Origin of the sequence: Massilia phyllostachyos (assembly GCF_021044825.1) — a bacterium.
Lineage (GTDB): Bacteria > Pseudomonadota > Gammaproteobacteria > Burkholderiales > Burkholderiaceae_D > Telluria > Telluria phyllostachyos.
In genome coordinates, this window is sequence record NZ_JAJNOC010000004.1 from 63,567 (window position 1) to 88,191 (window position 24,625).

Annotated in this window: 22 protein-coding genes; 12 read left to right on the forward strand and 10 right to left on the reverse strand. The window is 66.7% G+C overall.

Going from position 1 to position 24,625, the window contains the following annotated elements; genetic code table 11:
* Positions 1-187 precede the first annotated feature (187 nt).
* On the forward strand, positions 188-397 hold the full coding sequence (locus tag LQ564_RS13560; RefSeq protein WP_231058637.1) for a hypothetical protein: 210 nt from the start codon (positions 188-190) through the stop codon (positions 395-397).
* On the opposite strand, the gene LQ564_RS13565 is transcribed toward LQ564_RS13560, so the two are convergent.
* Genes LQ564_RS13565 through LQ564_RS13575 form a run of 3 tightly spaced genes read right to left on the reverse strand, consistent with a single transcriptional unit; the run spans position 384 to position 3,380 of the window.
* Complete coding sequence (locus LQ564_RS13565; protein WP_231058638.1) at positions 384-1,301, reverse strand: LysR family transcriptional regulator; 918 nt, start codon at positions 1,299-1,301, stop codon at positions 384-386. The two genes, LQ564_RS13560 and LQ564_RS13565, sit on opposite strands and share 14 nt — an antisense overlap.
* Positions 1,302-1,330: 29 nt before the next feature.
* Complete coding sequence (locus LQ564_RS13570; RefSeq protein ID WP_231058639.1) at positions 1,331-2,248, reverse strand: pseudouridine-5'-phosphate glycosidase; 918 nt, start codon at positions 2,246-2,248, stop codon at positions 1,331-1,333.
* Between the two features lie 13 nt (positions 2,249-2,261).
* Positions 2,262-3,380, reverse strand: coding sequence for a carbohydrate kinase (locus LQ564_RS13575; protein WP_231058640.1), 1,119 nt, complete (start codon positions 3,378-3,380; stop codon positions 2,262-2,264).
* Positions 3,381-3,688: 308 nt separating this feature from the next.
* Here LQ564_RS13575 and xapA point away from each other — a divergent pair, with 308 nt between their 5' ends.
* The 9 genes from xapA (at position 3,689) to LQ564_RS13620 (ending at position 16,733) form a co-directional block, all read left to right on the forward strand.
* Entirely contained in the window at positions 3,689-4,540 is an 852-nt protein-coding gene (xapA, locus tag LQ564_RS13580) for a xanthosine phosphorylase (RefSeq protein WP_231058641.1), read from the forward strand.
* A 20-nt stretch (positions 4,541-4,560) separates the two neighbouring features.
* On the forward strand, positions 4,561-5,754 hold the full coding sequence (locus LQ564_RS13585) for a phosphopentomutase (protein WP_231058642.1): 1,194 nt from the start codon (positions 4,561-4,563) through the stop codon (positions 5,752-5,754).
* On the forward strand, positions 5,751-6,707 hold the full coding sequence (deoC, locus tag LQ564_RS13590) for a deoxyribose-phosphate aldolase (protein ID WP_231058643.1): 957 nt from the start codon (positions 5,751-5,753) through the stop codon (positions 6,705-6,707). The genes LQ564_RS13585 and deoC overlap by 4 nt, the downstream gene beginning before the upstream one ends.
* 17 nt (positions 6,708-6,724) lie before the next feature.
* On the forward strand, positions 6,725-9,103 hold the full coding sequence (locus tag LQ564_RS13595; protein WP_371873491.1) for an aldehyde dehydrogenase family protein: 2,379 nt from the start codon (positions 6,725-6,727) through the stop codon (positions 9,101-9,103).
* Between the two features lie 145 nt (positions 9,104-9,248).
* Positions 9,249-10,571: a thymidine phosphorylase gene (gene deoA / locus LQ564_RS13600; RefSeq protein WP_231058644.1), complete on the forward strand. Its 1,323-nt coding sequence runs from the start codon at positions 9,249-9,251 to the stop codon at positions 10,569-10,571.
* Positions 10,572-10,582: 11 nt separating this feature from the next.
* Positions 10,583-10,984: a cytidine deaminase gene (locus LQ564_RS13605; RefSeq protein ID WP_231058645.1), complete on the forward strand. Its 402-nt coding sequence runs from the start codon at positions 10,583-10,585 to the stop codon at positions 10,982-10,984.
* Positions 10,985-11,336: 352 nt separating this feature from the next.
* On the forward strand, positions 11,337-14,039 hold the full coding sequence (locus LQ564_RS13610) for a TonB-dependent receptor (protein ID WP_231058646.1): 2,703 nt from the start codon (positions 11,337-11,339) through the stop codon (positions 14,037-14,039).
* Between the two features lie 148 nt (positions 14,040-14,187).
* Complete coding sequence (locus LQ564_RS13615; protein ID WP_231058647.1) at positions 14,188-15,738, forward strand: tryptophan halogenase family protein; 1,551 nt, start codon at positions 14,188-14,190, stop codon at positions 15,736-15,738.
* Between the two features lie 14 nt (positions 15,739-15,752).
* On the forward strand, positions 15,753-16,733 hold the full coding sequence (locus LQ564_RS13620; RefSeq protein ID WP_231058648.1) for a glycoside hydrolase family 18 protein: 981 nt from the start codon (positions 15,753-15,755) through the stop codon (positions 16,731-16,733).
* Positions 16,734-16,744: 11 nt separating this feature from the next.
* Here the strand turns inward: LQ564_RS13620 and LQ564_RS13625 are convergent, their stop codons facing one another.
* On the reverse strand, positions 16,745-17,491 hold the full coding sequence (locus LQ564_RS13625; RefSeq protein ID WP_231058982.1) for a GntR family transcriptional regulator: 747 nt from the start codon (positions 17,489-17,491) through the stop codon (positions 16,745-16,747).
* A gap of 110 nt (positions 17,492-17,601) precedes the next feature.
* On the opposite strand from LQ564_RS13625, the gene LQ564_RS13630 reads away from it, so the two are divergent.
* The gene (locus LQ564_RS13630) at positions 17,602-18,999 is read left to right on the forward strand and encodes a sugar MFS transporter (protein WP_231058649.1); all 1,398 of its coding nucleotides are present in this window, start codon (positions 17,602-17,604) and stop codon (positions 18,997-18,999) included.
* Between the two features lie 120 nt (positions 19,000-19,119).
* Complete coding sequence (locus tag LQ564_RS13635; protein ID WP_231058650.1) at positions 19,120-19,761, forward strand: DUF2076 family protein; 642 nt, start codon at positions 19,120-19,122, stop codon at positions 19,759-19,761.
* Between the two features lie 7 nt (positions 19,762-19,768).
* On the opposite strand, the gene LQ564_RS13640 is transcribed toward LQ564_RS13635, so the two are convergent.
* The 6 genes from LQ564_RS13640 to LQ564_RS13665 all read right to left on the reverse strand — a co-directional run bounded on the left by LQ564_RS13640 (position 19,769) and on the right by LQ564_RS13665 (position 24,531).
* Positions 19,769-20,542, reverse strand: a complete 774-nt coding sequence (locus LQ564_RS13640; RefSeq protein WP_231058651.1) for a LytR/AlgR family response regulator transcription factor — start codon at positions 20,540-20,542, stop codon at positions 19,769-19,771.
* Positions 20,542-21,432, reverse strand: coding sequence for a sensor histidine kinase (locus LQ564_RS13645; protein WP_231058652.1), 891 nt, complete (start codon positions 21,430-21,432; stop codon positions 20,542-20,544). The genes LQ564_RS13640 and LQ564_RS13645 overlap by 1 nt, the downstream gene beginning before the upstream one ends.
* 2 nt (positions 21,433-21,434) lie before the next feature.
* Positions 21,435-21,683 carry a hypothetical protein gene (locus LQ564_RS13650; protein ID WP_231058653.1) on the reverse strand — a complete coding sequence of 83 codons (249 nt, stop codon included), beginning with the start codon at positions 21,681-21,683 and terminating at the stop codon, positions 21,435-21,437.
* Positions 21,684-21,897: 214 nt separating this feature from the next.
* A complete protein-coding gene (locus LQ564_RS13655) occupies positions 21,898-22,362 on the reverse strand; it encodes a GNAT family N-acetyltransferase (RefSeq protein WP_231058654.1) in 465 nt (154 codons plus the stop codon).
* A gap of 62 nt (positions 22,363-22,424) precedes the next feature.
* Positions 22,425-23,051 (reverse strand): TetR/AcrR family transcriptional regulator, encoded by a 627-nt coding sequence (locus tag LQ564_RS13660; protein ID WP_231058655.1) that lies wholly within the window; start codon positions 23,049-23,051, stop codon positions 22,425-22,427.
* 7 nt (positions 23,052-23,058) lie between these two features.
* Positions 23,059-24,531 (reverse strand): aminotransferase-like domain-containing protein, encoded by a 1,473-nt coding sequence (locus tag LQ564_RS13665; RefSeq protein WP_307726597.1) that lies wholly within the window; start codon positions 24,529-24,531, stop codon positions 23,059-23,061.
* Positions 24,532-24,625 lie beyond the last annotated feature (94 nt).

Below are 24,625 nucleotides of genomic sequence, written 5' to 3' on the forward strand. Positions count from 1 at the left end.
CTTGTCAAGGTGGGGACTGGTTATTCATGTTTTGACAAGAGTTTGCCTCAGCTCATGCGTGAGAACGGTGCGCGAAGTAACGCAGAATAAAGAAAGTTTGTGTCTTATATAATTTTAAATCGACACACTTGGGTCGATCAATTTTGTCAAAGAGCTGGATTAGTGGCAAGAATGATACGATGCCCGTATGGACCGACGAAACGACTACAAGACCGCCTTGCTCATCGATGCCGCCATCCACGAAGCGGCCAGCGAAGGGCGCCCGCGCGCCGCGACCGAGCTGGCGAAGATCGGCGTGCCGATGGAAGTCACCATGCGGGTGCTGACCCGTCCCGCCGAGCGACGGCACCAGATCGCCTCGCTCAGCACGGTCGCGGTCGAGATCAAGCGGCAGTAGCCGCGTTCTCGTCGGGGAACAGGATATTCAGGAAGGCGCGCACCACCGGCGCGTCGTCCAGCAGCGGATAGCTGATGTAGAGATTGGCCGACGGCGGATTCGTACGCACCGGCAGGAAGCGCACGCCGGGCCAGCCGATGCGGCTGGTGGTTTCGGGCAGCAGCGCCACGCCGAGGCCGGCGCCGACCATGGCCAGTAAAGTCTGCGGCTCGGCCGCTTCCTGGAAGATGGTCGGCTGGAAGCCGGCGTTCACGCAGCACTGGATCAGGTAGCGCGGCTCGGCCGACTGGTCCAGGTGCAGGGTCAGCATCGGCTCGTTCGCGATGTCGATCAGTTCGATGGACTCCTGCTGCGCCAGGGGATGCCTGGCGTTGATCGCCACGCACACGTTCTCGCGGAAGCACAGGTCCTGGCGCATGTTGGCCTGCTTCAGCACGTCCGCTTCGATGCGCGGCTCGCGCCAGAAACCGACGTCGATCTGGCGCGCGCGCAGCGCTTCCCACTGGTCGTTCGGGCCCAGCTCGTGGATGGTCCAGGTCACGCGCGGGTACTGGCTCTGGAACTGCTCCAGCAGGCCGGGAATCGGCCCCCACATCGCCGAACCGACGATGCCGACCCGCAGGCGGCCGACTTCGCCGCGGTCGATCTGGCGGATGGTGTCGATCGTCATGCGCATCTTGGCCAGCAGTTCGGCCGCTTCCGCCATCAGGGCCTTGCCGGCCACCGTCAGTTCGAAGCTGCGGGTAGTGCGCGTGAACAGGCGCACCCCGAGTTCGCTCTCCAGCTTCATGATTTGCTGGCTCAGCGGCGGCTGCGAGATGTGCAGGCGCTCGGCCGCGCGCGAAAAACTCTTTTCTTCCGCCACCGCGAGGAAGTAGCGCAGCTGTTTCAGGTCGATCGACATGGCCGGACCTTTATCACCATTGATACCGTTTATACCGTTGCCGGGCTCAAGGCCACCGCCAGGCGCGCGCCGACCAGGGCGTTGTGCTTGACCAGGGCGATATTGGTCGCCAGGCTGCGTCCTTGCGTGAGTTCCTTGATCCGCGCCAGCAGGAAGGGCGTCACCGCCTTGCCCTTCACGCCCTGGCTATCCGCTTCGCCCAGTGCCTGGGCGATGATGGCGTCGATTTCCTCGCCCGGCATCGCATGCTCCGCCGGCACCGGATTGCTGACCACCACGCCGCCGGCAAGGCCCAGCTGCCACTTGGTGCGGATGAATGCCGCCTGCTCCGAGGGCGTGTCGAGCTGGAAGTCGGCCTTGAAGCCTGATTCGCGGGTGAAGAAGGCGGGGAAGCCCGGCTGGCCGACGCTCAGCACCGGCACGCCGTGGGTTTCCAGGTATTCGAGGGTGAGGCCGATGTCGAGGATCGACTTCACGCCGGCGCAGACCACGGCCACGCTGGTGTGCGCCAGCTCCTGCAGGTCGGCCGAGATGTCGAAGCTGGTCTCGGCGCCGCGGTGCACGCCGCCGATGCCGCCGGTGACGAAGACTTCGATGCCGGCCAATTGGGCGCAGATCATGGTCGCCGCCACGGTGGTGGCACCCAGTTTGCCGGTCGAAAGCACATAGGCCAGGTCGCGGCGGCTGACCTTCATCGCGTCCGGCGAAGAGCCGAGCAGTTCGAGTTGTTCTTCCGAGAGGCCGACGCAGATCTTGCCGCCAATGATGGCGATGGTGGCCGGCACCGCGCCGGCGTCGCGGATGATTTGCTCCACTTCGCGCGCGGTCTGCACGTTCTGCGGGTAGGGCATGCCGTGCGAAATGATGGTCGATTCCAGCGCCACGACGGGCTTGCCGGCGGCGCGTGCGGCTGCCACTTCGGGCGAGAACAGGAGGAAGGATTGCATGCTGTTAGTCCAGTTAGTCCAATATGGTGTCAATGTTCAAATGCGCCGGGCCGTCGAGCAGGCCCGGTTCGATCTCCAGGCAGACGGTCTGCGCGCAGGCCACCGTCATGGCGGACAGCTTGAGGCCGCGCGCGCAGGCCAGGCCCAGGTCCGTTTCGCCGGCGTGCAGCGACCAGCAGATGGCCGCCGCGAAGGCGTCGCCGGCGCCGGTGACGTCGACCACTTCCGCACGCGGCGCGTCCAGGCTGCGCAGGCCGGCGGGGCTGGTGTGCAGCACGCCGCGCGCGCCGCAGGTGACGATCAGGTCCTGCACGCCCTGGCGCTGCACTTCGGCGCAGGCGGCGGCGATGGCGTCCAGGCCGGCCAGCGGGCGGCCCACGCGCACGGCCAGTTCGCCTTCGTTCAGGATCAGGAGGCGCACGCCGGGGAGTTGCTGCGGCAGGCGCGCCATCTTCGGTTCCGACACCGCCACCAGCACCAGCGGGATGCCTTCGCGCGCCGAATCCTCGACCAGGGCGTCGATGGTGTCGAGCGGCAGGTTCAGGTCCGCCACCACCAGGGCGGCGCCCAGGCGCTGCTGCTGGCGGCTGGCGAGGAAGCCTGGCGTCAGGTGTTCGTTGCAGGCCATGTCGGCCAGCGCCACCACCATCTCGCCGCCCTGGTCCAGCACCGCGGTGTAGGTGCCGCTGCCGACGCCGTCCAGGCGCAGGGTGCCGCGGGTGTCGATGCCGGCGTCCTCCAGGTGGGCGAGCAGGGCGCGGCCCGAGGCGTCGTTGCCGACCGCCGTGATCAGGGCCGACGGGGCGCCCAGGCGCGCCAGGTTTTCCGCGATGTTGCGGGCCACGCCGCCGAAGGATTCGTTCTGGGTAGCGGGGTTCGAGGTGGCGAGGGCCAGCTTGTCGAGGGAGCGCAGCTTGCGGTCCAGCACGGCCGCGCCGATGCACAGGATCGGCCGGCGGTCCGGCAGCACGTAGGCGCGCCCCAGGATGCGGCGTTCGCGCACCAGGGTGGCGATGTAGTTGGCCACGGCCGAGCGCGACAGCCCGAGTTGCGCCGCGAGGTCCTGCTGCGCAATGAAGGGATTCGCGCGGATCAGTTCATATAGCTGTTCTTTTTTGGGCTGCTCGCTCACGGTCGGTCCAGGCTGGGTCAGGAATCAAACAATTGTTTATCGATGCTAGATAAATGTTTGGAAAGTGTCAACCGCTCTATGGTGTGATGTGTCTGGATGTGTCTGCATGCCAACAATACACCGCTTGATTTATTTTTTAAAGCAATAAATCGAGAAGAAAAATGGTATTTGCCATACATATCGCCCTTCATGCATAGTTATAATATTCAGATTCACATGTACCGAATCAGCTGCCCATCAGAAAGCTCAGCAGCAAGATCGGTGCCAGCCCTCCTCATCTCTCCCGTACCGCATACACAAGGACGATCATGTTCAGCAACACTCCATTCGAAGCAGCAGAAGTCATCAAGGCGCGCAAACCCGGTTTCGCGCCACGCGTCGCGCTGATCCTGGGTTCCGGCCTGGGCGTGCTGGCCGAGCAGATGACGGACGCCGTCTCGATCAGCTACGCCGACCTGCCGGGCTTCCCGATCAGCACCGTGCACGGCCACGCGGGCGAGCTGGTGCTGGGCACCCTGGCGGGCGTGCCGGTGGTGTGCATGAAGGGCCGCGGCCACTTCTATGAGGGCTACGGCGCCAGCGTGATGACCTCCGCCGTGCGCACCTTCAAGCTGATCGGCTGCGAACTGCTGTTCGTGACCAATGCGGCCGGCTCGCTGCGTCCGGAAGTCGACGCGGGCAGTGTCGTGGTCCTGAACGACCACATCAACCTGCTGCCGGGCAGCCCGATGGCCGGCCCGAACGACGAGCGCTTCGGCCCGCGCTTCTTCAGCATGGCCAACGCCTACGACGCCGATATCCGCGCGCTGATCAAGGAAACCGCGGCAAGCAAGGGCATCACCCTGAACGAAGGCGTGTACCTGGCTTGCCCGGGCCCGAACTTCGAGACCGCCGCTGAAATCCGCGCCTTCAAGACGCTGGGCGCCGACGTGGTCGGCATGTCGGTGGTGCCGGAAGTGATCGCGGCGCGCCACTGCGGCCTGAAGGTTGCCGGCATGTCGGCGATCACCAACCTGGCCGAAGGCCTGACCCCGTTCCCGCTGTCGCACGAGCAGACCCTGAAGTACGCGGCCGTCGCGGCCAAGGACATGGTCACCCTGATCCACGCCTTCATCGAGCGCCTGGGCGCGACCCCGCGCGCGGACGCCGTTCAAGCCTAACTTCGTCGAGGACCATCGATATGTCACGCGCATTCATCCTCCTGCTGGACTCCTTCGGCCTGGGCGCGCTGCCCGACGCCGACAAATACGGCGACACGGGCGCCAACACCTTCGGCCACATCGCCGAGTGGGCCGCGAAAGAGGGCAAGCCGATGGCGCTGCCGAATCTCGAGCGCCTGGGCCTGGCCGCCGCCGCCCACAAAGCCAGCGGCGAGTGGGCGCCGGGCTTCAGCCTGCGCGACGGCTTCAGCGGCGCCTGGGGCGTCGCCCGCGAGCAGTCGACCGGCAAGGACACGCAGAGCGGCCACTGGGAGATCGCCGGCGTGCCGGTGCTGTTCGACTGGGGCTACTTCCCGAAGACGGTGCCGTCGTTCCCGCAAGAGCTGACGGACAAGCTGCAGGAGTTGACCGGCGTGCCGGGCTGGCTCGGCAACTGCCACGCCTCGGGCACCACCATCATCAACGAACTGGGCGACGAGCACGTCGCGACCGGCAAACCGATCCTCTACACCTCGGCCGACTCGGTGCTGCAGATCGCGGCGCACGAAGCGCACTTCGGCCTCGAGCGCCTGTATGAAGTCTGCGAAGCCGCGTATGAGCTGGTCAAGCCCTACAACATCGGGCGCGTGATCGCGCGTCCCTTCGTGGGCGCCAACGGCGACTACAAGCGCACGTCGAACCGCCACGACTACGCCGTGCCGCCGACCAGCCCGACGCTGCTCGACCATGTGAAAAACGAAGGCGGCGAAGTCATCGCCCTCGGCAAGATCAGCGACATCTTCGCGGCCCAGGGCGTGACCCAGCTGATCAAGGGCCCGGACAATATGGCGCTGTTCGACCGCCTGGTCGAAGTGGCGGATACCGCGCCGTCCAAATCGCTGACCTTCGTGAACTTCGTCGACTTCGACATGCACTTCGGCCACCGCCGCGACGTCGCCGGCTACTCGAACGCGCTGCACGAGATGGATGCGCGCCTGCCGGAATTCATGGCCAGGCTGAAGGACGACGACCTGGTCGTCATCACGGCGGACCACGGATGCGACCCGACCGCGCCGGGCTCGGATCACACCCGCGAGCACATCCCGATGATCTTCTTCGGCCCGCGCGTCGCCGCGCAGGAACTGCCGACCGCATCGACCTTCTCCGACATCGGCGCCACGCTCGCCAAGCACCTCGGCGTCAAACCTCTTTCGAACGGAACCGCACTGCTATGACCCAGCCCCTGGATTTCAAACGTAATATCGCCGTCGGCCTCGACCTCGGCCTGGTCAAGCATGTCAAGGTGAACCGCAACGCGGCCGACCGCCGCGCCGCCAGCCTGGCGAACCGCCGCACCGTCAAGAAGGAATACCAGGCCGCGTGGCTGATCCGCGCGGTCGAGTGCATGGACCTGACCACCCTCGGCGGCGACGACACCCCGGGCCGGGTCGAGCGCCTGTGCATGAAGGCGATGCGTCCGCTGCGCGCGGACCTGATGCAGGCCCTCGGCCTCGAAACCTTGAGCACCGGCGCGGTCTGCGTGTACCACGAGATGATCCAGCCAGCGGTGAAAGTGCTGCAGGGCCGCCTGCCGATCGCCGCGGTGTCGACCGCCTTCCCGGCCGGCCTGTCGAGCCTGGAAACAAAGCTGCGCGAAATCGAATTGAGCGTCGCCGCCGGCGCCACCGAGATCGACATCGTGATCACCCGCCAGCACGTCCTGACCGGGAACTGGCAGGCGCTGTACGACGAGATGGTCGCCTACCGCCAGGCCTGCGGCGACGCGCACGTGAAGGCGATCCTCGCCACCGGCGACATCGTCACCCTGGACAACGTGGCCAAGGCCTCGATGGTCTGCATGATGGCCGGCGCCGATTTCATCAAGACCTCGACCGGCAAGGAAGGCGTCAATGCGACCATTCCGGTGTCCCTGGTCATGGTCCGTGCGATCCGCGACTACCATGAGCAGACCGGCTTCCAGGTCGGCTACAAGCCGGCCGGTGGCGTATCCACCGCCAAGGCCGCGCTGCAGTACCTGACCGTCATGAAGGAAGAGCTCGGCAACGACTGGCTGCAGCCGCACCTGTTCCGCATCGGCGCGTCGAGCCTGATGACCGACATCGAACGCCAGCTCGAGCACTACGTGACCGGCAACTACTCGGCCGCCCATCGCCACGCGCAACCATAATCGTAACGGAACACGTCATGCCCACTATCAAAGAGATTCTTCAGACTATGGATTACGGCCCCGCACCAGAAAGCACCAAGGAAGCGAATGCGTGGCTGGACCAGCATGGACGCCGTTTCGGCCTGTTCATCGACGGCGCCTGGAGCCAAGCCGCGACCACCTTCGCGACCAGCAATCCGGCCGACGGCAGCGAACTGGCGCAGGTGACCCAGGCGACCAATGAGGACGTCGAGCGCGCCGTGCAGGCCGCGCGTCGCGCGCAACCAGGCTGGGTGGCGCTGGGCGGCCATGGCCGCGCGAAGATCATGTACTCGCTGGCGCGCCTGCTACAGAAGCACGCACGCCTGTTCGCGGTCCTCGAGACCCTGGACAACGGCAAGACCATCCGCGAAACCCGCGACGCCGACCTGCCGTTAGCAAGCAGGCACTTCTACCACCACGCCGGCTGGGCCGCGCTGCAGGCGGAGGAATTCGCCGACTACCGCGCCGTCGGCGTGGTCGGCCAGATCGTGCCGTGGAACTTCCCGCTCCTGATGCTGGCGTGGAAGGTCGCGCCGGCGCTGGCCGCGGGTAACACGGTCGTGTTCAAGCCGGCCGAGTTCACGCCGCTGACCGCACTGCTGTTTGCCGAAATGTGCCAGCAGGCCGGCGTGCCGGCTGGCGTGGTCAACATCGTCACCGGCGACGGCGCCGTGGGCGAGGCGATCGTCAACCATCCGGGCATCGACAAGCTGGCCTTTACCGGTTCGACCGAAGTGGGCCGCATCATCCGTAAAGCGACCGCCGGCACGGGTAAAAAGCTGTCGCTGGAACTGGGCGGCAAGTCGCCGTTCATCGTGTTCGACGACGCGGATCTGGACGCGGCCGTCGAAGGCCTGGTCGATTCGATCTGGTTCAACCAGGGCCAGGTCTGCTGCGCCGGCTCGCGCCTGCTGGTGCAGGAATCCGTGTACGAGCGCTTCATCGCCAAGGTCAAGGCGCGCATGCAGAACCTGCGTGTCGGCTCGCCGCTCGACAAGTCGAACGACATCGGCGCGCTGGTCGATCCGATCCAGCAGCAGCGCATCCACGGCCTGGTGGAATCGGCGCGTGCGGAAGGCTGCGAAATCTGGCAGCCGGCCTGCGAAGCGCCGACCGCCGGCGCCTGGTACCTGCCGACCCTGATCACCGGCGCCTCGACCTCGGCCGCCGTGGCCCAGGCCGAAATCTTCGGGCCGGTGCTGGTGGCGATGAGCTTCCGCACCCCGTCGGAAGCCGTGCAACTGGCGAACAACACCGTCTACGGCCTGGCCGCCTGCGTGTGGTCGGAATCGATCTCGCTGGCGCTGGACGTGGCGCCGCAGATCAAGGCCGGTGTGGTGTGGATCAACACCGCCAACCAGTTCGACGCGGCCTGCGGCTTCGGCGGCTACAAGGAATCGGGCTTCGGCCGTGAAGGCGGCAAGGAAGGGATGTACGAGTACCTGACGCCGCTGTCGGAAGATGCACGCCCGGCTGCGCCGATCGTTGCCGAAAAAGGCCGCGTGAAGGCACTTGAGGAGGGCAGCCCCTTCGCCATCGACCGCACCGCCAAGCTCTACATCGGCGGCAAGCAGGCCCGCCCTGACGGCGCCTACAGCCGCGCGATCAACGGTGCGAATGGCGCCTTCCTGGCCGACGTCGGCGAAGGCAACCGCAAGGACATCCGCAACGCCGTGGAAGCGGCGCACAAGGCGTCCGGCTGGTCCAAGGCCACCGCGCACAACCGCGCCCAGGTGCTGTACTACATCGCCGAGAATCTCGCCATCCGCGCCGACGAATTCGCCCAGCGCATCGCCGCGCAGACCGGTTCCAAGGACGCCGCCCGCGAAGTGCAGGCCTCGATCGAGCGCCTGTTCTACTGGGCCGCCTGGTGCGACAAGTACGACGGCGCCGCCCACCAGCCGCCGATGCACGGCATCACCGTCGCGCTGAACGAACCGGTCGGCGTGATCGGCATCGTCTGCCCGAACGAGAACCCGCTGCTGGGCTTCATCTCGCTGGTGGCGCCGGCGCTGGCGCTGGGTAACCGCGTGGTGGCGGTGCCGTCGGAATCGGCGCCGCTTTCAAGCACCGACCTGTACCAGGTGCTGGATACCTCGGACCTGCCGGGTGGGGCGCTGAATATCGTGACCGGTTCCGCGGACGAGCTGGCGCGCACGCTGGCCTCGCACGGCGACGTGGATGCGGTGTGGCGTCATGACGGCTCGGCGGAGGGTTGTGCGGAAGTGGAACGCCTGTCTGCGGATTCGTTGAAGCGCACCTGGGTCGGCGGCGCGAAAGGCCGTGACTGGTTCGATGCGAAGCAGGCCTGCGGCCGCACGGTGCTGCAGCACGCGAGCCAGGTGAAGAACGTCTGGATTCCGTACGGCGTGTAAGTAAGGCGTGTAAGAAATCGCGAGGTACGCCGTACCCGCACCCCAAAACAAGGTCATTCCCGCGAAGGCGGGAAGTCATGGGCACCAGTGGTGCCCATGACGGTTTTTAAGCTAACGATCAGATATACCTGAAGAGGAATCGAGCATGTTCCTACCCCAAGAAATCGTCCGCAAGAAGCGTGACGGCGGCATCCTGAGTGCCGAAGAAATCCAGTTTTTTGTGCGCGGCATCCCCGACGGCAGCACCACCGAAGGCCAGATCGCCGCGCTGGCGATGGCCGTCTACTTCAACGACATGACCATGGATGAGCGCGTCGCCTTCACGCTGGCGATGCGCGATTCCGGCCTGGTCATGGAGTGGAAATCCCTGGACCTGCCGGGCCCCGTGGTCGACAAGCACTCGACCGGCGGCGTCGGCGACGTGGTCTCCCTCATGCTCGGACCGATGATCGCCGCTTGCGGCGGCTTCGTGCCGATGATCTCGGGCCGCGGCCTGGGCCACACCGGCGGCACGCTGGACAAATTCGATTCGATCCCCGGCTACAGCACCGTCCCGGACCCGGACAAGTTCCGCGCGGTCGTGAAAGACGTCGGCGTCGCCATCATCGGCCAGACCGCGCAGCTGGCGCCGGCCGACAAGCGCTTCTACAGCATCCGCGACACCACGGCGACCGTGGAATCGGTGGCCATGATCACCGGCTCGATCCTGTCGAAGAAGCTGGCGGCGGGCCTCGATGCCCTCGTCATGGACGTGAAGGTCGGCAGCGGCGCCTTCATGCCGACCTATGACAGATCGGTGGAGCTGGCCGAGAGCATCGTCCACGTCGGCAATGGCGCGGGCACCCGCACCTCGGCGATCCTGACCGGCATGAACGAGTCGCTGTGCCACGCGGCCGGCAACGCGGTCGAAGTGCGCGTCGCGATCGACTACCTGACCGGCAAGTCGCGCCCCGCGCGCCTGCACGAGGTCACGATGGCGCTGTGCGCCGAGATGCTGGTCATCTCGGGCTTGGCCGCCGACGATAGCGCAGCACGCGCCAAGCTGCAGGCCGCCCTCGATTCGGGTGAAGCCGCGGAACGCTTCGCGCGCATGGTCACGGCCCTCGGCGGCCCGGCCGACCTGATGGACAAGCCCGACGCGCACCTCGAAACCGCGCCGGTCATCGTGCCCGCGCCCGCCCTGCAGGCAGGCTTTGCGACCTCGGTCGACACCCGCGGCCTGGGCCTGGCAGTCGTCGCGCTGGGCGGCGGCCGCGTGCGTCCGCAGGACTCGATTGACTTCGCCGTCGGCCTGACCAAGCTGGTCGAACTGGGCGACAGCATCGCCGTCGGCCAGCCGCTGGCCATGGTGCATGCGCGCAGCACGGAAGCCGCCGAACAGGCCGTGCGCCAGGTGCAGGCCGCCTACCAGATCGGCCTTGAGAAAGCCGCGGCCGAGCCGATGATCTACCGCACCATCCGTCCTTGAAAGGGCAGGCAATGAAGTACGCAAAACTCATCGACGAAGCACGCGCCGCACGTGAACAGGCCTACGCGCCATACTCGAAGTTCCAGGTCGGCGCCGCCCTGGAAACCAAGGACGGCCGCATCTTCCGCGGTTGTAACGTGGAAAACGCCGCCTACGGCCTGTGCAACTGCGCCGAGCGCACCGCCTTCTTCAGCGCCATCGCCGACGGCTGCAAGCCGGGCGATTTCGCGGCGCTGGCGGTGATCGGCCAGACCGAGGGCCCGATCGCCCCCTGCGGCGCCTGCCGCCAGGTCATCCTGGAACTGGGCGGCAACGCGCTGCCCGTCGTCCTGACCAACCTGAAAGGCGATGTGTTCGAAACCACCGCCGCCGAGCAGCTGCCGAACGGCTTCGGCGGCCACGACCTGCGCTAGCCGCACACTCCACACCAGACGCCCGTCTGGTGTGGAAATGTTTCCATTTTGCGACATCCCCGCGGCCGTTCGCGCCGCGATTGCGGCTAATACCACTTTTCAGCTGGTCTTCTCCGCTCCCCCAATGGCCGCCCGTCGGCATCCCTGCTTTTCCCCTGATACCACTTGCCCGCTCCTGGATTTCTGGTCCAGCCAGTCCATGCCAAAAACGCATATGCCCATAAAAATTGGTAGTGATTTGGTATGCAAAGAGTTATATATTGGTTATCGATTGGTTTTGGTAGGGGTGGTAAAAGAGCTGGTTCCACAAACAGGCTGTGCAGTTGGCGGCTTATCCATTTAGGGGATTCACATGCAGCGTGAAACACAAAAAATCAACCTCACTCCACTCGCCGCCGCCGCGGCCCTGATGGTGCTGAGCCTGAACGCCAATGCCCAGCAGGAGACGACCGACGCGCCGACCACCGTGGTGGTGCAGGGCATCCGCGCCTCGGTGCAGGAGTCGATCAACCAGCGCCGCAACGCCGACTCCTACGTGGAAGTGATCACCGCCGAAGACGTGGGTAAACTCGCCGACAAGAACGTGGCCGACTCGCTGCAGCGCCTGTCGGGCGTGAGCGTGGCCGCGGCCGGCGGTTCGGAGGGCAGCTTCGGCGAGAACGACCGCGTGGCCCTGCGCGGCACGCCCTCGTCGCTGACCCTGACCACCCTGAACGGCCACTCGGTCTCGAGCGGCGACTGGTTCGCCGACAACATCATCGCCGGCGGGCGCAGCGTCAGCTTCACCCTGTTCCCGTCCGAACTGATCGGCCGCGTCACCGTGTACAAGGGCTCGCAGGCGAGCCTGATCGACGGCGGCGCCATGGGCCTGATCGACATCGAGACCCGCAAGCCCCTCGACCTGCTGCGCCGCCAGACCATCACCGGCCAGGCCAGCATCGGCGCCATGCACTCGGAGTACGCCAAGAAGACCGACCCGCAGCTGAGCGGCATGGTCGCCTGGCGCAACGACGCCGCCACCGTCGGCGTGCTGTTCCAGGGCTTTCGCCAGAAGCGCCACCTGAGCCGCGTGGCCCAGGAAAACTCGATCTGGTGGGACAAGGTCGAAGCGGGTTCGCCGATCGCCAACGCGATCCCCGGCTCGGTCGGCGCGATCGTCAACTACCTGGGCGGCACCGCCTGGTTCGAGCAGGAGCGCACCCGCACCGGCGGCCTGGTCGACCTGCAGATCCGTCCCAACAAGGACCTGAACCTCGACCTGACGGTGTTCCATTCGAAGATGGATGCGCCCAACGTCAACCACAACTTCATGCAGACCATGGGCCGCTTCCTGGGCAATGCCTGGGCCGCGCCCTCGTTCCCGGCGTCGAACATCACGGGCTCGGTCAGCAACGGCGTGATCACTTCGGTGTCGGCCACCGTGCCGGCCAACTGCACCGTGTGCCGCGACATGTCCGGCTCGATCCAGGAGATCTTCTCGCGTCCCGTGGCCGAGAGCCAGTCGCAGTTCGTGAACCTGGACGGCAAGTACCGCATCAACGAGCTGTGGACGGTCAGCGGCAAGGTCGGCACCACCAAGGGCAAGGGCAATACCGAAAGCGGGGCGCTGAGCAACCCGATCCCCTTCGGCCCGATCAGCTACACCCTGAACGGCACCGACAAGCCGATCACCTACGTCACCGCCGGCAGCGCCACCCACGCCATCGGCGGCGGCTACGGCGGCGTGCCGGCCACCTTCGGCTCGCACGTGACCTCGAAGGACGAGGAGACCTACGCCCAGCTCGACCTCGAGCGCAGCCTCGAGCACCCGTTCTTCCGCGCCGTGAAGGTCGGCGCGCGCGGCGCCAAGCACGAGCGCAGCCTGTCGGTGATCGACAACGGCCCGCTGCCGGGACTGGACGACCCGCGCAACCTGCCGCTGTACGGCTTGACGACCTTCCCGGACCACCTGAAGGACGTGGCCGGGATCGGCTCGAACTACTGGACCTTCTCGCAGCAGAGCGTGAACGACTGGGTCGGCAAGTACACCGCCTTCCTGGTGCGCCGCAGCCAGGCCGAATTCGACATCGAGGAGCCGACCGCCTCGGCCTATGTGCAGGCCGACTTCGGCAACGACCACGGCCTGTCCGGCAACTTCGGCGTGCGCTACGCCCGCACCAAGGAGGACGTGCTGAAGTACGAGATGGGGCCGTCCGGCACCTTCGAGCCGCGCCGCTACGAGAACACCTACAAGGACTGGCTGCCGAGCGTGAACGTGCGCTACGAGCTGGCGCCCGACATGGTGCTGCGCTCGGGCCTGTCGCGCACCCTGGCGCGCCCGGAACTGGGCGCCATGGCCGGCATCGACCTGCGCGACCAGCAGCGCACCGGCACCACCGGCAACCCGAACCTGGCGCCGATCACCTCGGACAACTTCGACGTCGGCGTCGACTGGTACTTCGCCCCGCGCTCGCTGCTGGCGGCGAACGTGTTCTACGCCGACATCGACGGCTACGTGTCGTATGGCGCCAGCTCGGGCATCTACTACAACCAGCAGGCGCAGGGGAATACCGAGTACCAGACCAGCTCCCCGATCAACTCGACCGCCAAGGTCAAGGGCGTGGAGCTGAACTGGATCCAGACGCTGCCGATGGGCTTCGGCTTCAACGCCAACTACACGTATACGGATGCCGAAGAGACCGGACGCAAGCCGGGATCGGCCTGCGGCGCGGTGCAGTATGCGGATTGCACGATGATCGGGGCTTCCAGGAACGCCGCCAACGTCGGCGCCTATTTTGAAAACGACCAGTTCAGCGCGCGCGTGAACTACAGCTGGCGCTCGGGCTTCCTGAATGGCTTCAGCCGCAATACGGCCCAGTACCAGGACGACGTCGGCACCTTGTCGGCGACCTTCTCGTACCGGATCAACGACAAGCTGAGCCTCTCGCTGGACGGCAAGGACCTGAACAATCCGACCCACCGTTCGATCGTGAAGAACCCGGGCGCGCAGGATCTGCCGGGCTCGATCTATCGCAACGGGCGCCAGTGGTTCCTGACCCTCAACGGCAAGCTGTAATGCAGGGTGGGCGTTTGTAATTTTGGGCATTGCCCGAAATTACTCCGCCCACGCGTTCAACGAAAAAATACTCTGCCACAGTGCATCTGTACATTGGACGCGTGGGCGGGGACCGCCCACCCTACGAATTCCCTTTTTGAGGAGTGCCATGAAACGCGCTTCGGAAATCAAACAGATCGTGATCGTCGGCGGTGGCACCGCGGGCTGGATGAGCGCCCTGATCCTGGCCGACACCCTGGCGCAGTCGGCCACCATGCGGGAAGCGAGCATCACCCTGCTGGAGTCGCCCGTGATCGGCACCATCGGCGTCGGCGAGGGTTCGACCCATGCGCTGAAACGCTTCTTCGATACGCTCAGGATCGAGGAATCGGAATGGATGCCCGCCTGCCACGCAACCTACAAATGCGGCATCACCTTCGACGGCTGGTCGACAAGGCCGGGCTTCACCAGCTACTTCCACCAGTTCTCGACCATGGTCGACAACCTGACGCAGCCGGTCCTGAGCGCCAACGTGGCGGCGCGCCTGCGTGGCGCGGACGCGCCGGCTTGGCCGAACGATTACTTCCTGTCGGCCTACCTCGTCAAGAACAAGCTGGCGCCGGTCAACCCCGAGCATTTCCCCTTCACCGCGAACTATGGCTTCCATTTCGATGCGACGCTGCTGGCGCGCTTCCTGCGCAAGAAGGCGCTGGAGCGGGGCGTGCGCCATCACGAATGCCACATCGTCGCCTCCAGGCTCGACGCCGCCGGCGACATCGCCAGCGTGCAAACCTCGAACGGCGAGGCGTTCGCGGGCGACCTGTTCATCGATTGCTCGGGCTTCGCCGGCCTGCTGATCGAACAGGCCCTCGGGACGCCTTTCATCAGCTACGCCAGGGACCTGGCCAACGACGCGGCCGTGGCCATGCCGACCCCGCACGACGGCGACGTCGCGCCGCACACGGTGTCCACCGCGCTCAGGAACGGGTGGGCATGGCAGATCCCGCTCACCAGCCGCCATGGCAACGGCTACGTCTACAGCAGCGCCTACTGCAGCGCCGACGACGCCGAGCACGAGCTGCGCGAGCGCCTCGGCCTGCTCGACGCCGACGTGCCGGCACGGCACATCGCGATGAAGGTCGGGCGGGTCGAGCAGGCCTGGCGCCGCAACTGCGTCGCGATCGGCCTGGCGCAGGGCTTCCTCGAGCCGCTGGAGGCGACCGCGCTGTTCCTGACCCAGACCTCGGCCGCGATCTTCGCCGCCTACCTGGACGCAGGCGACTACGGCGAACGCGCGCGCGACGCCTACAACCGCGAAGTCAACGGCTACTTCGACGGCCATCGCGACTACATCGTCGCCCACTACAAGACCAACAGCCGTCCCGACACCGCCTACTGGCGCGACCGCGCCAGCAACCCGGGCGCGGTCTCCGACTCGCTGCGCGCGGTGTTCGACGCCTGGCTCGGCGGCCGCGAGCTGGGCGCCGAGATCACGCGCCAGGGCATCGACAAGTACTACCCGATCGGCTCCTGGTACGCGCTGCTGGCCGGCATGGGCATCTTTCCGCCATCGCGGCCGGCGCCGCCCGACCCGGCGCTGCAGCAGCAGGCGCGCGAGATGCGGGAATTCCTGCGCCGCTGCGCGCTGAATTTTCGCGGCCACATGGAGGTGCTGCGCGAGTACGAGTCGGGCAGCGCGCATGCCGCGCGCGCCGCATGAGACGAGGAGGAACGATGACATTGAAGGCTGCCTGCATCCTGCTGGCCTGCATGAGTGCCGCCCACGCGGCGCCGCTCATGCGCGGTCCCTACAAGCACGTGCCCCAGCACCTGGGCCAGGACCTGGTGCTCGCGGCGGCGCCGGGCGGCGTCAAGGCGCCCTATGTCGCCGATGGCAAGGCGATGTACGCCAATGCGACCGTGTCGCTGGCCTTCGCCACCGGCGAATGCGGCCGCGAGACCTGGGGCAAGCCGGATGCGGACGCGCTGGTGCGGGCCAACGTCCCGGCCTTCGTGAAGGCAGGCGTGCCCTACGTGATCTCGACCGGCGGCGCCGAAGGCATCTTCACCTGCGGCACGCGCGCCGGCATGGACCGCTTCCTGGCGCGCTACCGGTCGACCATGCTGGCCGGCTTCGACTTCGACATCGAGACCGGGCAGACCGAGAAACAGGTGGCGACCCTGCTGGCGCAGGTGCGCCATGCCCAGCGCCGGCATCCGGCGCTGCGCTACAGCTTCACGATCGCCACCGTCGCCGCCTCGGACGGCAGCCGCAATAGTCTGAACGCGACCGGCCAGATGGTGCTGCGGCAGCTGCGCAAGAGCGGACTGCGCGGCTACGTCATCAACCTGATGGTGATGAATTACGGCGCCGGCACGCCGGCCAGCTGCGTGGTGGGAGACAAGGGCAAGTGCGACATGGGGCGTTCGGCGATCCAGGCGGTGCGCAATGTGCACGAGCGCTACAAGGTGCCGCTGGCGCAGCTGGCCATCACGGCCATGATCGGGGAGAACGACCGGCCGGACAACCAGACCACGGTCGAGGATGTGCGGGTGATGGCCGAAGCGGCCGAGCGCATGGGACTGGCGGGGCTGCATTACTGGTCGCTCGACCGCGACACGCCGTGTACGGAGACGGTGGATGCGGCGAGCCCGGTGTGCAGCGGCCTGGGGGTGGCGGCCGGCGAGTATGCCCGCGCCTTTGGGTTGAAGTAGGGACGGCTGGATCAGCGCTGGGATTGGCGCTGGGACTCCGTGACGTAGCCGTAGTAGTCGCTCCGGAACCAGGAATGGGTCAGCTCGACGGCGGAGCCGGAACCGAGGTAGCTCACGCGCGTGATGTGCAGCATGGCGGCGTTCGGCGCCATGTCGGTCAGGCGCGCCTGCGCGGCGCTGGCGTTGACCGCGCGGATGTGCTGGAGCGCGCGCACCGGCGGGATGCCGCGGCCGTCCAGGTAGTCGTAGAGCGAATCGCCGACCGCCTGCGGGTCCGGCATGTAGACGGCGGGGATGGTCGAGGTCTCGATCGCGACCACGATCTCGTCGGCGGTACGCAGGCGCTTGAGGCGCACCACCGGCATGTTCGGCGACAGGCCGAGGGACAGCATCTCGTGCGGGGTGGCGGAACCGGTCTCGCGCGCCAGCCAGATCGAACCGGCCCTGGCGCCGCGCTGGCTGAGTTCCTCGGAAAAGCTGGACAGGCGCGACAGCGGCTGCTCGAGCTTGGGCGTGATGTAGGTGCCGGAGCCGCGCACCCGGGTCAGGATGCCGCGCTCGCACAGCAGGTCGATCGCCTTGCGGGCGGTGACGCGCGAGATGCCCAGCATGCCGGACAGGCTGCGTTCGGAGGGCAGGGCGTCGCTGGCGCGCCAGCGGCCCTTGCCAATCGCGGTCGACAGCTTGTTCGCGAGCTGGATGTAGAGGGGCGTGACGTCGGCGGGGTCGGGCCGGAAGGCCTGCAGGTCTTCGTCCATCACGGCCTTTCTTGTAATAAGGTTCAGTAAATATAGAGCTTGCGTAATGACAGCGTCAACCGGTATTTGACTGGTATGCGGTAGCGGTAAATCACCTTTTTGGGATATTCATGAAACGATTCGACGCGGCTCCGGCCGCCGGTTCTACACGGGAAGTCATCGTCGCCATGCTGTTCGTCGGCATGCTGTTCTTCATCCTGGGCTTTGTCACCTGGCTCAACGGTTCCCTGATCCCCTACCTGAAGATCGTCTGCGACCTCAGCAACTTCCAGGCGCTGTTCGTCACCTTCGCCTTCTACATCGCCTACACGGTGATGGCGCTGCCGTCGGCGGCGGTGCTGAACCGGGTCGGCTACAAGCACGGCATGACGATCGGCCTGGGCGTGATGGCGGCCGGCGCCTTGCTGTTCATTCCCGCCGCCCGCAGCGCGGCCTACCCGCTGTTCCTGCTGGCCCTGTTCACGCTGGCGACCGGCGCCACCCTGATGCAGACCGCCGTCAATCCCTACCTGGTCTGCATCGGCTCGCGCGAGAGCGCCGCCATGCGCATCAGCATCATGGGCCTGTTCAACAAGGGCGCCGGGATCGTGGTGCCGATCGTGTTCGCCTCGCTGATGCTGTCCGGCGCCGGCGACGTCTCCGACGGGGCGATTGCGAGCATGGGCGCCGCGCAGGAAGCGGCCCTGCGCGTACAGCTGGCGGACCGGCTGGTGTTTCCTTACCTGGTGATGGCGGGCGGCCTGCTGCTGGTCATGGTCATCGTGCACTTTTCCAGGCTGCGGGAGATCGCGCCGGAACAGGAAGCGGACGAGGTCGCCGTGCGCCGCTTCGGCGTGCTGCAATTCCCGCAGCTGGTGCTGGGCGCCCTGGCGCTGTTCGCCTATGTCGGCGTGGAAGTGATCGCGGGCGACACCATCGGCCTCTATGGCCAGCACTTGAACGTGAAGCAGTTCGGCGTGCTGACGTCGTATACGATGGGCTTCATGGCGTTCGGCTACCTGGTCGGCGTGGTCGCGATTCCGCGCCTGCTGGCGCAAAAGACCGCCCTGATGCTGTCGGCGCTGCTCGGCATCCTGTTCACCTGCGGCGTGCTGTTTGGTTCCGGCATGGATACCGGCCTGTCCCGCGTCCTGCTGGGATGGGCGGGCGTGCCGGCGGTGCCGGACTCGGTGATGTACCTGGCGCTGCTGGGTTTCGCCAACGCGCTGGTGTGGCCGGCGATCTGGCCGCTGGCGCTGGAAGGGCTGGGCAAGTACACCGCCGCCGGCTCGGCCCTCCTGGTGATGGGCGTGGCGGGCGGCGCGCTGCTGCCCATGCTCTACGGTCACTTCTCGGATGCGGCCCATCCGCAAACCGCGTATGCGGTGATGCTGCCGTGCTATGCGCTGATCCTGTTCTATGCGGTCAAGGGGCATGCCTTGCGGCGCTGGGGCTGGACGCCGGCCGGTTCCGCGCAGCCGGGTGACTCGCCTGCCGTGCGCGTGCCGCAGGCCACGGTGGATAGATGAGTGGTCAGGCCCTGGATTGTTCCATCGAAAGAAGATCGCACTCTTTACGATGCTTGAAATCGTGCGCAAATGCACAACATGCAGTGTTAATCACAGCCACGATGAGGAGCACCGCCCGCCATGAGCCCATCCGATACCCAGAAACTGCATGACTTCCTCGGCCAGCTGGTCCAGGCCCGCGGCATCCAGAAAGATCCCGAAGCCGACGCCCTGATCCAGCGCGCCGTCACCCAGCAACCCGACGCCGCCTATCTGCTGGTCCAGCGCGCCTTCTTGATGGAACAGGCGCTGGATGCCGCCAAGTCCCGCATCGCCATGCTGGAAGGCCAGCTCGACAACCAGCAGGGCAACAGCAGCGGCGGCTTCCTCGACCCAAACAAATGGGGCAACCGCCACCGGGCACAGTCGCAGCCGCAACCCCACCAATCCCAGCACATGTCCTGGCAGCACGCCACCCCGGCTTCGATGAGCCGCAGCGGCGGCAGTGGCATGCTCGGTTCGATCGCCGCCACCGCCGCCGGTGTGGCTGCAGGCAGTTTCCTCTTCCACGGCCTCGACAAGCTGTTCCACGATCATGACGCCGGCAACGCTAGCCACTTGCTGTCCGATAATGATCAGTCAGCAAGTTCCCTGGCCGACCAGGCCGGCATCAACGACATCGGCCAGTCCGACAAGCTGCTCGGCGAAGGCGACAGCGGCGGCATCGACGGCCCCGGCGGTTTCTTCGACGGCGACGGTTCCGACGAAGGCTTGTTCAGCTGATACCGGCTCACATTTGCTGGAACAGGTAGCCGTGATTCCGGCTCACCTCCAGCAGATCCGGATGGTTGCGCAGCCTGACCATCTGCCGTCCGCGCAGGTCGCGCGTGACCTCCAGGATGGCGTCCACCCGCACCAAGGTCGAGCGGTGGATGCGCCAGAACTCGTCCGGGTCCAGCTCGTCCGCCAGCTCCTTGAGCGTCTTGCGGATCAGGAGCTGGGTGCTGGCCGTCTGCACGCTGGTGTACTTGTCCTCGGCCTGGAAGAACAGGATCTCGCGGGTGCTCACCATGCGCAGGCTGCCGCCGACCTGCGCCTGGATCCAGCGCAGGTAATTCGGCTTCGCCGCACCGCCACCACTCTTGAGCAGCGCCCCCAGTTCGGCCAGTTGCGCGCCGATGTCCTGGGGTGGCGCCGCATTGTCGGCCAGGCGTTTTTGCAGCCGTTCGCAGGTGGTCTGCAGGCGCGCCGGCGTCACCGGTTTCAGGAGGTAGTCGATCGCGCCCTGCTCGAAGGCGTCGAGCGCGTACTGGTCGTAGGCGGTGGCGAACACGATGTGGCAGCGGTCGTAGAGCTGGCGCGCGGCGTCGATGCCGCCCATGCCGGGCATGCGGATGTCGAGGAACACGATGTCGGGCCGGTGCTCGGCCGCCAGCGCCACCGCGTCGGCGCCGTTGGCCGCTTCGGCCACGATGCGCAGTTCGGGCCAGGCTTCGTTCAGGCGCATGCGCAGCTGCTCGCGCATCGGCGCCTCGTCGTCGGCAATCAAGGCAGTCAGCGGCATCAGTCGAACTCCGTCATCCGGTAGGGCAGGCGGATCGACGCGCAGGCGCCGCCCCTAGGGGGCATCTCGATCACCAGCTCGGCATCCTTCCCGTACAGCAGGGCCAGGCGCTCGCGGATGTTGGCCAGGCCGACGCCCTCGTCGGCGTGCAGGTCGATGCCGACGCCGTCGTCGCAGACGTCGACGTGCAGGGTGGCGCCGACCACGTGGCCGCGCACGACGATCGTCCCGCCCGTGACCTTCGGCTCCAGGCCGTGCTTGATCGCGTTCTCGATCAGGGTTTGCAGCATCATCGGCGGGAAGGGCGCGCTGCCGAGGAAGTCCGGCACCTCGAAGCGCACCGCCAGGCGTTCCTTCATGCGCGCCTGCATGATGGCGAGGTAGGCGCGCGACAGTTCGACCTGCTTGCCCAGCGTCCCACCGCCGCCGGCGCGCATCTGCGGCAGCGAGGAGCGCAGGTATTCGATCAGGTGGGCGTGCACCCGCGCCGCCTCCTTCGGGTCGGTCTCGATCAGCTGGCCGATCAGGGCCAGGGTGTTGAACAGGAAGTGCGGTTCGACCTGGGCCTGCAGGGTCGCCATCTGCGCTTCCATCAGGCGCCGCTCGAGGGTGGCGACGTTGGCCTTGTCGGAGGCTTCCTTGGCCTTGAGTTCGGCGCGGCGCTTGCCGCCGGCCAGCACCTTGACGCCGAAGGAAATCAGGATGAACCAGATGGCGGGATTGATCAGGTCGACGATGACGCCGAACACGAAGACCAGGAACCAGGTGACGTACAGCTGGCGCCACTCGACCAGGGCCAGCCAGTCGAAGAAGCGCCACCACAGGACGCTGGCTTCGTCGACGGCTTCGCGCACGAAGTCGACTGCGCGGTTGATCGGAGCGGCGGCCATGATTACTCCACGATCTGCTGCGGACGGCGGCCGAACAGCGCGGCGGCCACGAACTTCAGCAGCAGGAAACCGACGAACAGGGTCAGGGCCAGCGGAATGATGGTCATCAGGCAGGCCAGCACGATCGACACCGCCAGCAGCGACGGCCAGGGCAGGGCGGCCAGGGTGCGGGCGCCCGAGCGCACGGCGCGGTTGCATGTGCGGCCGATGTCTTCCATGTCGGCGACGAAGGATGTGAAGGTGGTTTTCATGCGGTATGTCCTTTGGTAGAGAGGATGGCGCTACTGTAGGACAGCGATGCCGCGCGCGCCACGGCCATCCGACGAATGGTCGGATTCCCGGGTCTGGCGGCAGCAAGGGCGGATAAGCGGTCTAGTGGCGTTGATCCCAGTAGCGCTTGAGCAGCCCGTAATTCACCGTGTCGGCCATCTGCCCGTGCACGAACCAGCGCTCCGGCATATAGCCTTACTTGCGAAAGCCCAGCCGTTCCAGCACGGCGGCCGAGGCCGCGTTACGCGGGTCGATGTCGGCTTCGACCCGGTTCAGGCGCAGCTCGTGGAAGCCGTAGTCGAGGGCCGCCGACAGGGCCTCGGTGGCGTAGCCCTTGCCCCACCAGGCGCTGCCGAGGGCGTAGCCGAGTTCGCAGCGGCGGTTCTGGCCGAAGAAGTGGTGCAGGTTGACGGTGCCGACCAGGATGCCGGATTGCGCCAGCTCGACGCCGAAGCGCACTTCGGAGGCGTCGCGGTAGGCGTCGAGCGCCTGCGAAATGGCCTTCTCGGCGCTGGCGACCGAGGTCCAGGGTTCGGCGCTCCAGTAGCGCATCACGGCCGGGTCGGAGAACACGGCGTACAGGTCGTCGGCATCGCTGCGCGTCAGGGGGCGCAGCGTCAGCCGGTCGGTGGTCAGGATCGGTGTGACGTAGTTGGACATGGGCTGGACCCGGTAAAACCTGTTGTTATGAGTGCATGATAATACCGCATGGGCGAGCGTTGCTATCCGACGGAAGTGACAGCCCGCAGCACCAGTTCGCCGATGAGCTGTCCGGCGTCCTCGAAGTCCGCACCGCTCAGTTCCGGGCGGCCCAGCACCAGCGCCATCTGGGCCGCGAAGTCGGCGTAGGACTGGGTCATGGCCCACAGCGCGAACAGCAGGTGAGTCGCGTTCACGCGCTGGATGCGGCCGTCCGCCATCCAGCGCTCGAACACGGCGATGTCGCGGCGCAGCAGCGGCACCACGCGTTCGCGGATCTGGTCGCCGTAGAACTTGGCGCCGCCGATGACTTCCATCGCGTACACGCGCGAGGCCCAGGGCTGCTCGCGCGAGAAGCGCAGCTTGGCGGCGACGTAGGCGCGCAGCACGTCGGCCGGGGCGCCGTCGCTGTCGGCCAGGTGTTCCATCCTGGCCAGCCAGTCGTCCAGCACGTCGTCGAGCACGCGCTGGTAGAGGCTCGGCTTGGTCGGGAAATAGTAGAGCAGGTTCTGCTTCGAGATGCCGGCCCGTTCCGCCACGGCGGCGATGGTGGTGCCCTCGAAGCCGCATTCGGCGAACAGGCGGGTGGCGGACTGCAGGATCGCGGTTTCGACCTTGTCGCGCTTCCTTGGAATGGCTTTGATGTCCATGAAATCCTCAGCCCTGCCTGCGCAGGAAGTCCAGCAGCCGCGGGTCGGCGGCGAAGGCGACGTTGAAGCGGAACCAGATAAGGTCGAGCGGGCGCTGGGTGAAGAAGTCGCCCGGCGCGAGCAGGATGCCGGCCTTGAGGGCGGCGTCGGCGATGCCGCGGGCAGTGCGTCCGGATGCGGGCGGCTCGCGCCAGCCGGCGCTGACGAACATGCCGCCGCGCGGCCGCGCCAGAGGCTGCAGTCCCGCCTCGCGCAGGGCCTCGAGGGCGTCCTCGCGCGCGCTGTCCAGGCGTGCGGTCAGCCGCGCGACCATGCGGCGGTAGCCGCGCGTGCCGATGGCGTCCAGCACCGCGCGCTCGTTGATCTCCGAGGTCGTCAGCCCCGCCAGCATCTTCACGCGCAGCAGTTCCGGGATCAGCGAAGGGGAAGCGCACAGCGAGCCCACGCGCAGCACCGGCGACAGGGTCTTGGAAAAGCTGCCGACCCGGATCACGCGGCGCAGGCCGTCCATCGCCGCCAGTGACGCTTCGCCGGGCGCGGCCAGCTCACGGTAGATGTCGTCCTCCACCAGCCGGAAGTCGAACTGCTCGGCCAGCCCGAGCAGGCGGTGCGCCTGCGCTTGCGTGAGCGAGGTGCCGAGGGGGTTCTGCAGCACCGTGTTGACGAACATGAGCTTCGGCTGCAGCAGGGCGGCCTGGCGCGCCAGTTCTTCCATGTCGAGGCCCGCATCGTGGCGGCGGATGCCGACCGGGACGCAGCCATGGTGGCGGATCAGGGCGTGCAGATTGCCGTAGCCGGGGTCTTCGACCAGCACCACGTCGCCGGGGCGCGCCAGGGTGCGCAGGACCAGGTCGAAGGCATGGGTGGCGCCGTGGGTCAGCAGCACCTGGTCGGGGTCGACCGGGAACAGATCGGCGCCGAGGCTCGTGGCCAGGTGCTGGCGCAGGGCTGGCAGGCCGAGCGGATGGCCGTAGCCGCGCAGGCGGCCGGCCGGGATCTTCATCGCGTGGCGCACCGCATCCAGGATGGTATTCTCGCCATACCACTCGGGCGGCAGCCAGCCGGCGCCGGCCGGCAGCGCTTCCTGCTGGCCGGAGTACAGCGCGGGCGCCAGGGCGTCGATGTCGGATTGCAGGCCGGGCGCCGCGGGCGCCGGGCAGGCGGCAGGGGGCAGGGCGCGGGCGACGAAGAAGCCGGCGCCGCGGCGCGAGGACAGCAGGCCGAGCTGGTGCAGGCGCTCGTAGGCTTCGACGACCGTGAATGTGCTGACGCCATTGCACTTTGCGAATTGTCTAACCGAAGGCATTTTCGTGCCGGTACCGAGCCGGCGCTCGTTTACCATCGTCGAGATGGCCCCGACGATTTGCTCGACCAGGCTGCCGCGCTTGTCCTTGTTAATGGGCAATGTCGGCCACAGCGGCGCGGGCGCCGCCACCGGCATTTCGCAAGGAAACTCTTCTGTCAAAACAGCTTGTTCCATCACCGCTCCGCCAAAGGGCTGTCACTGTGCAGGTCGTGCTGCCTGTACGGTTGGCCTGTTTTTACCCTGGTGTATCTGTGCCGGTGTTGCCTTG

What these genes read in the sequence shown, in the direction of transcription:
- LQ564_RS13560 (WP_231058637.1), top strand. Translation starts at nt 188, where the DNA reads ATGGACCGACGAAACGACTACAAGACCGCCTTGCTCATCGATGCCGCC.
- LQ564_RS13655 (WP_231058654.1), bottom strand. Translation starts at nt 22,362, where the DNA reads ATGTCCAACTACGTCACACCGATCCTGACCACCGACCGGCTGACGCTG.
- LQ564_RS13585 (WP_231058642.1), top strand. Translation starts at nt 4,561, where the DNA reads ATGTCACGCGCATTCATCCTCCTGCTGGACTCCTTCGGCCTGGGCGCG.
- LQ564_RS13595 (WP_371873491.1), top strand. Translation starts at nt 6,725, where the DNA reads ATGCCCACTATCAAAGAGATTCTTCAGACTATGGATTACGGCCCCGCA.
- LQ564_RS13640 (WP_231058651.1), bottom strand. Translation starts at nt 20,542, where the DNA reads ATGCCGCTGACTGCCTTGATTGCCGACGACGAGGCGCCGATGCGCGAG.
- LQ564_RS13605 (WP_231058645.1), top strand. Translation starts at nt 10,583, where the DNA reads ATGAAGTACGCAAAACTCATCGACGAAGCACGCGCCGCACGTGAACAG.
- deoA (WP_231058644.1), top strand. Translation starts at nt 9,249, where the DNA reads ATGTTCCTACCCCAAGAAATCGTCCGCAAGAAGCGTGACGGCGGCATC.
- deoC (WP_231058643.1), top strand. Translation starts at nt 5,751, where the DNA reads ATGACCCAGCCCCTGGATTTCAAACGTAATATCGCCGTCGGCCTCGAC.
- LQ564_RS13660 (WP_231058655.1), bottom strand. Translation starts at nt 23,051, where the DNA reads ATGGACATCAAAGCCATTCCAAGGAAGCGCGACAAGGTCGAAACCGCG.
- LQ564_RS13645 (WP_231058652.1), bottom strand. Translation starts at nt 21,432, where the DNA reads ATGGCCGCCGCTCCGATCAACCGCGCAGTCGACTTCGTGCGCGAAGCC.
- LQ564_RS13630 (WP_231058649.1), top strand. Translation starts at nt 17,602, where the DNA reads ATGAAACGATTCGACGCGGCTCCGGCCGCCGGTTCTACACGGGAAGTC.
- LQ564_RS13625 (WP_231058982.1), bottom strand. Translation starts at nt 17,491, where the DNA reads ATGGACGAAGACCTGCAGGCCTTCCGGCCCGACCCCGCCGACGTCACG.
- LQ564_RS13565 (WP_231058638.1), bottom strand. Translation starts at nt 1,301, where the DNA reads ATGTCGATCGACCTGAAACAGCTGCGCTACTTCCTCGCGGTGGCGGAA.
- LQ564_RS13570 (WP_231058639.1), bottom strand. Translation starts at nt 2,248, where the DNA reads ATGCAATCCTTCCTCCTGTTCTCGCCCGAAGTGGCAGCCGCACGCGCC.
- LQ564_RS13620 (WP_231058648.1), top strand. Translation starts at nt 15,753, where the DNA reads ATGACATTGAAGGCTGCCTGCATCCTGCTGGCCTGCATGAGTGCCGCC.
- LQ564_RS13635 (WP_231058650.1), top strand. Translation starts at nt 19,120, where the DNA reads ATGAGCCCATCCGATACCCAGAAACTGCATGACTTCCTCGGCCAGCTG.
- LQ564_RS13650 (WP_231058653.1), bottom strand. Translation starts at nt 21,683, where the DNA reads ATGAAAACCACCTTCACATCCTTCGTCGCCGACATGGAAGACATCGGC.
- LQ564_RS13615 (WP_231058647.1), top strand. Translation starts at nt 14,188, where the DNA reads ATGAAACGCGCTTCGGAAATCAAACAGATCGTGATCGTCGGCGGTGGC.
- LQ564_RS13610 (WP_231058646.1), top strand. Translation starts at nt 11,337, where the DNA reads ATGCAGCGTGAAACACAAAAAATCAACCTCACTCCACTCGCCGCCGCC.
- xapA (WP_231058641.1), top strand. Translation starts at nt 3,689, where the DNA reads ATGTTCAGCAACACTCCATTCGAAGCAGCAGAAGTCATCAAGGCGCGC.
- LQ564_RS13665 (WP_307726597.1), bottom strand. Translation starts at nt 24,531, where the DNA reads ATGGAACAAGCTGTTTTGACAGAAGAGTTTCCTTGCGAAATGCCGGTG.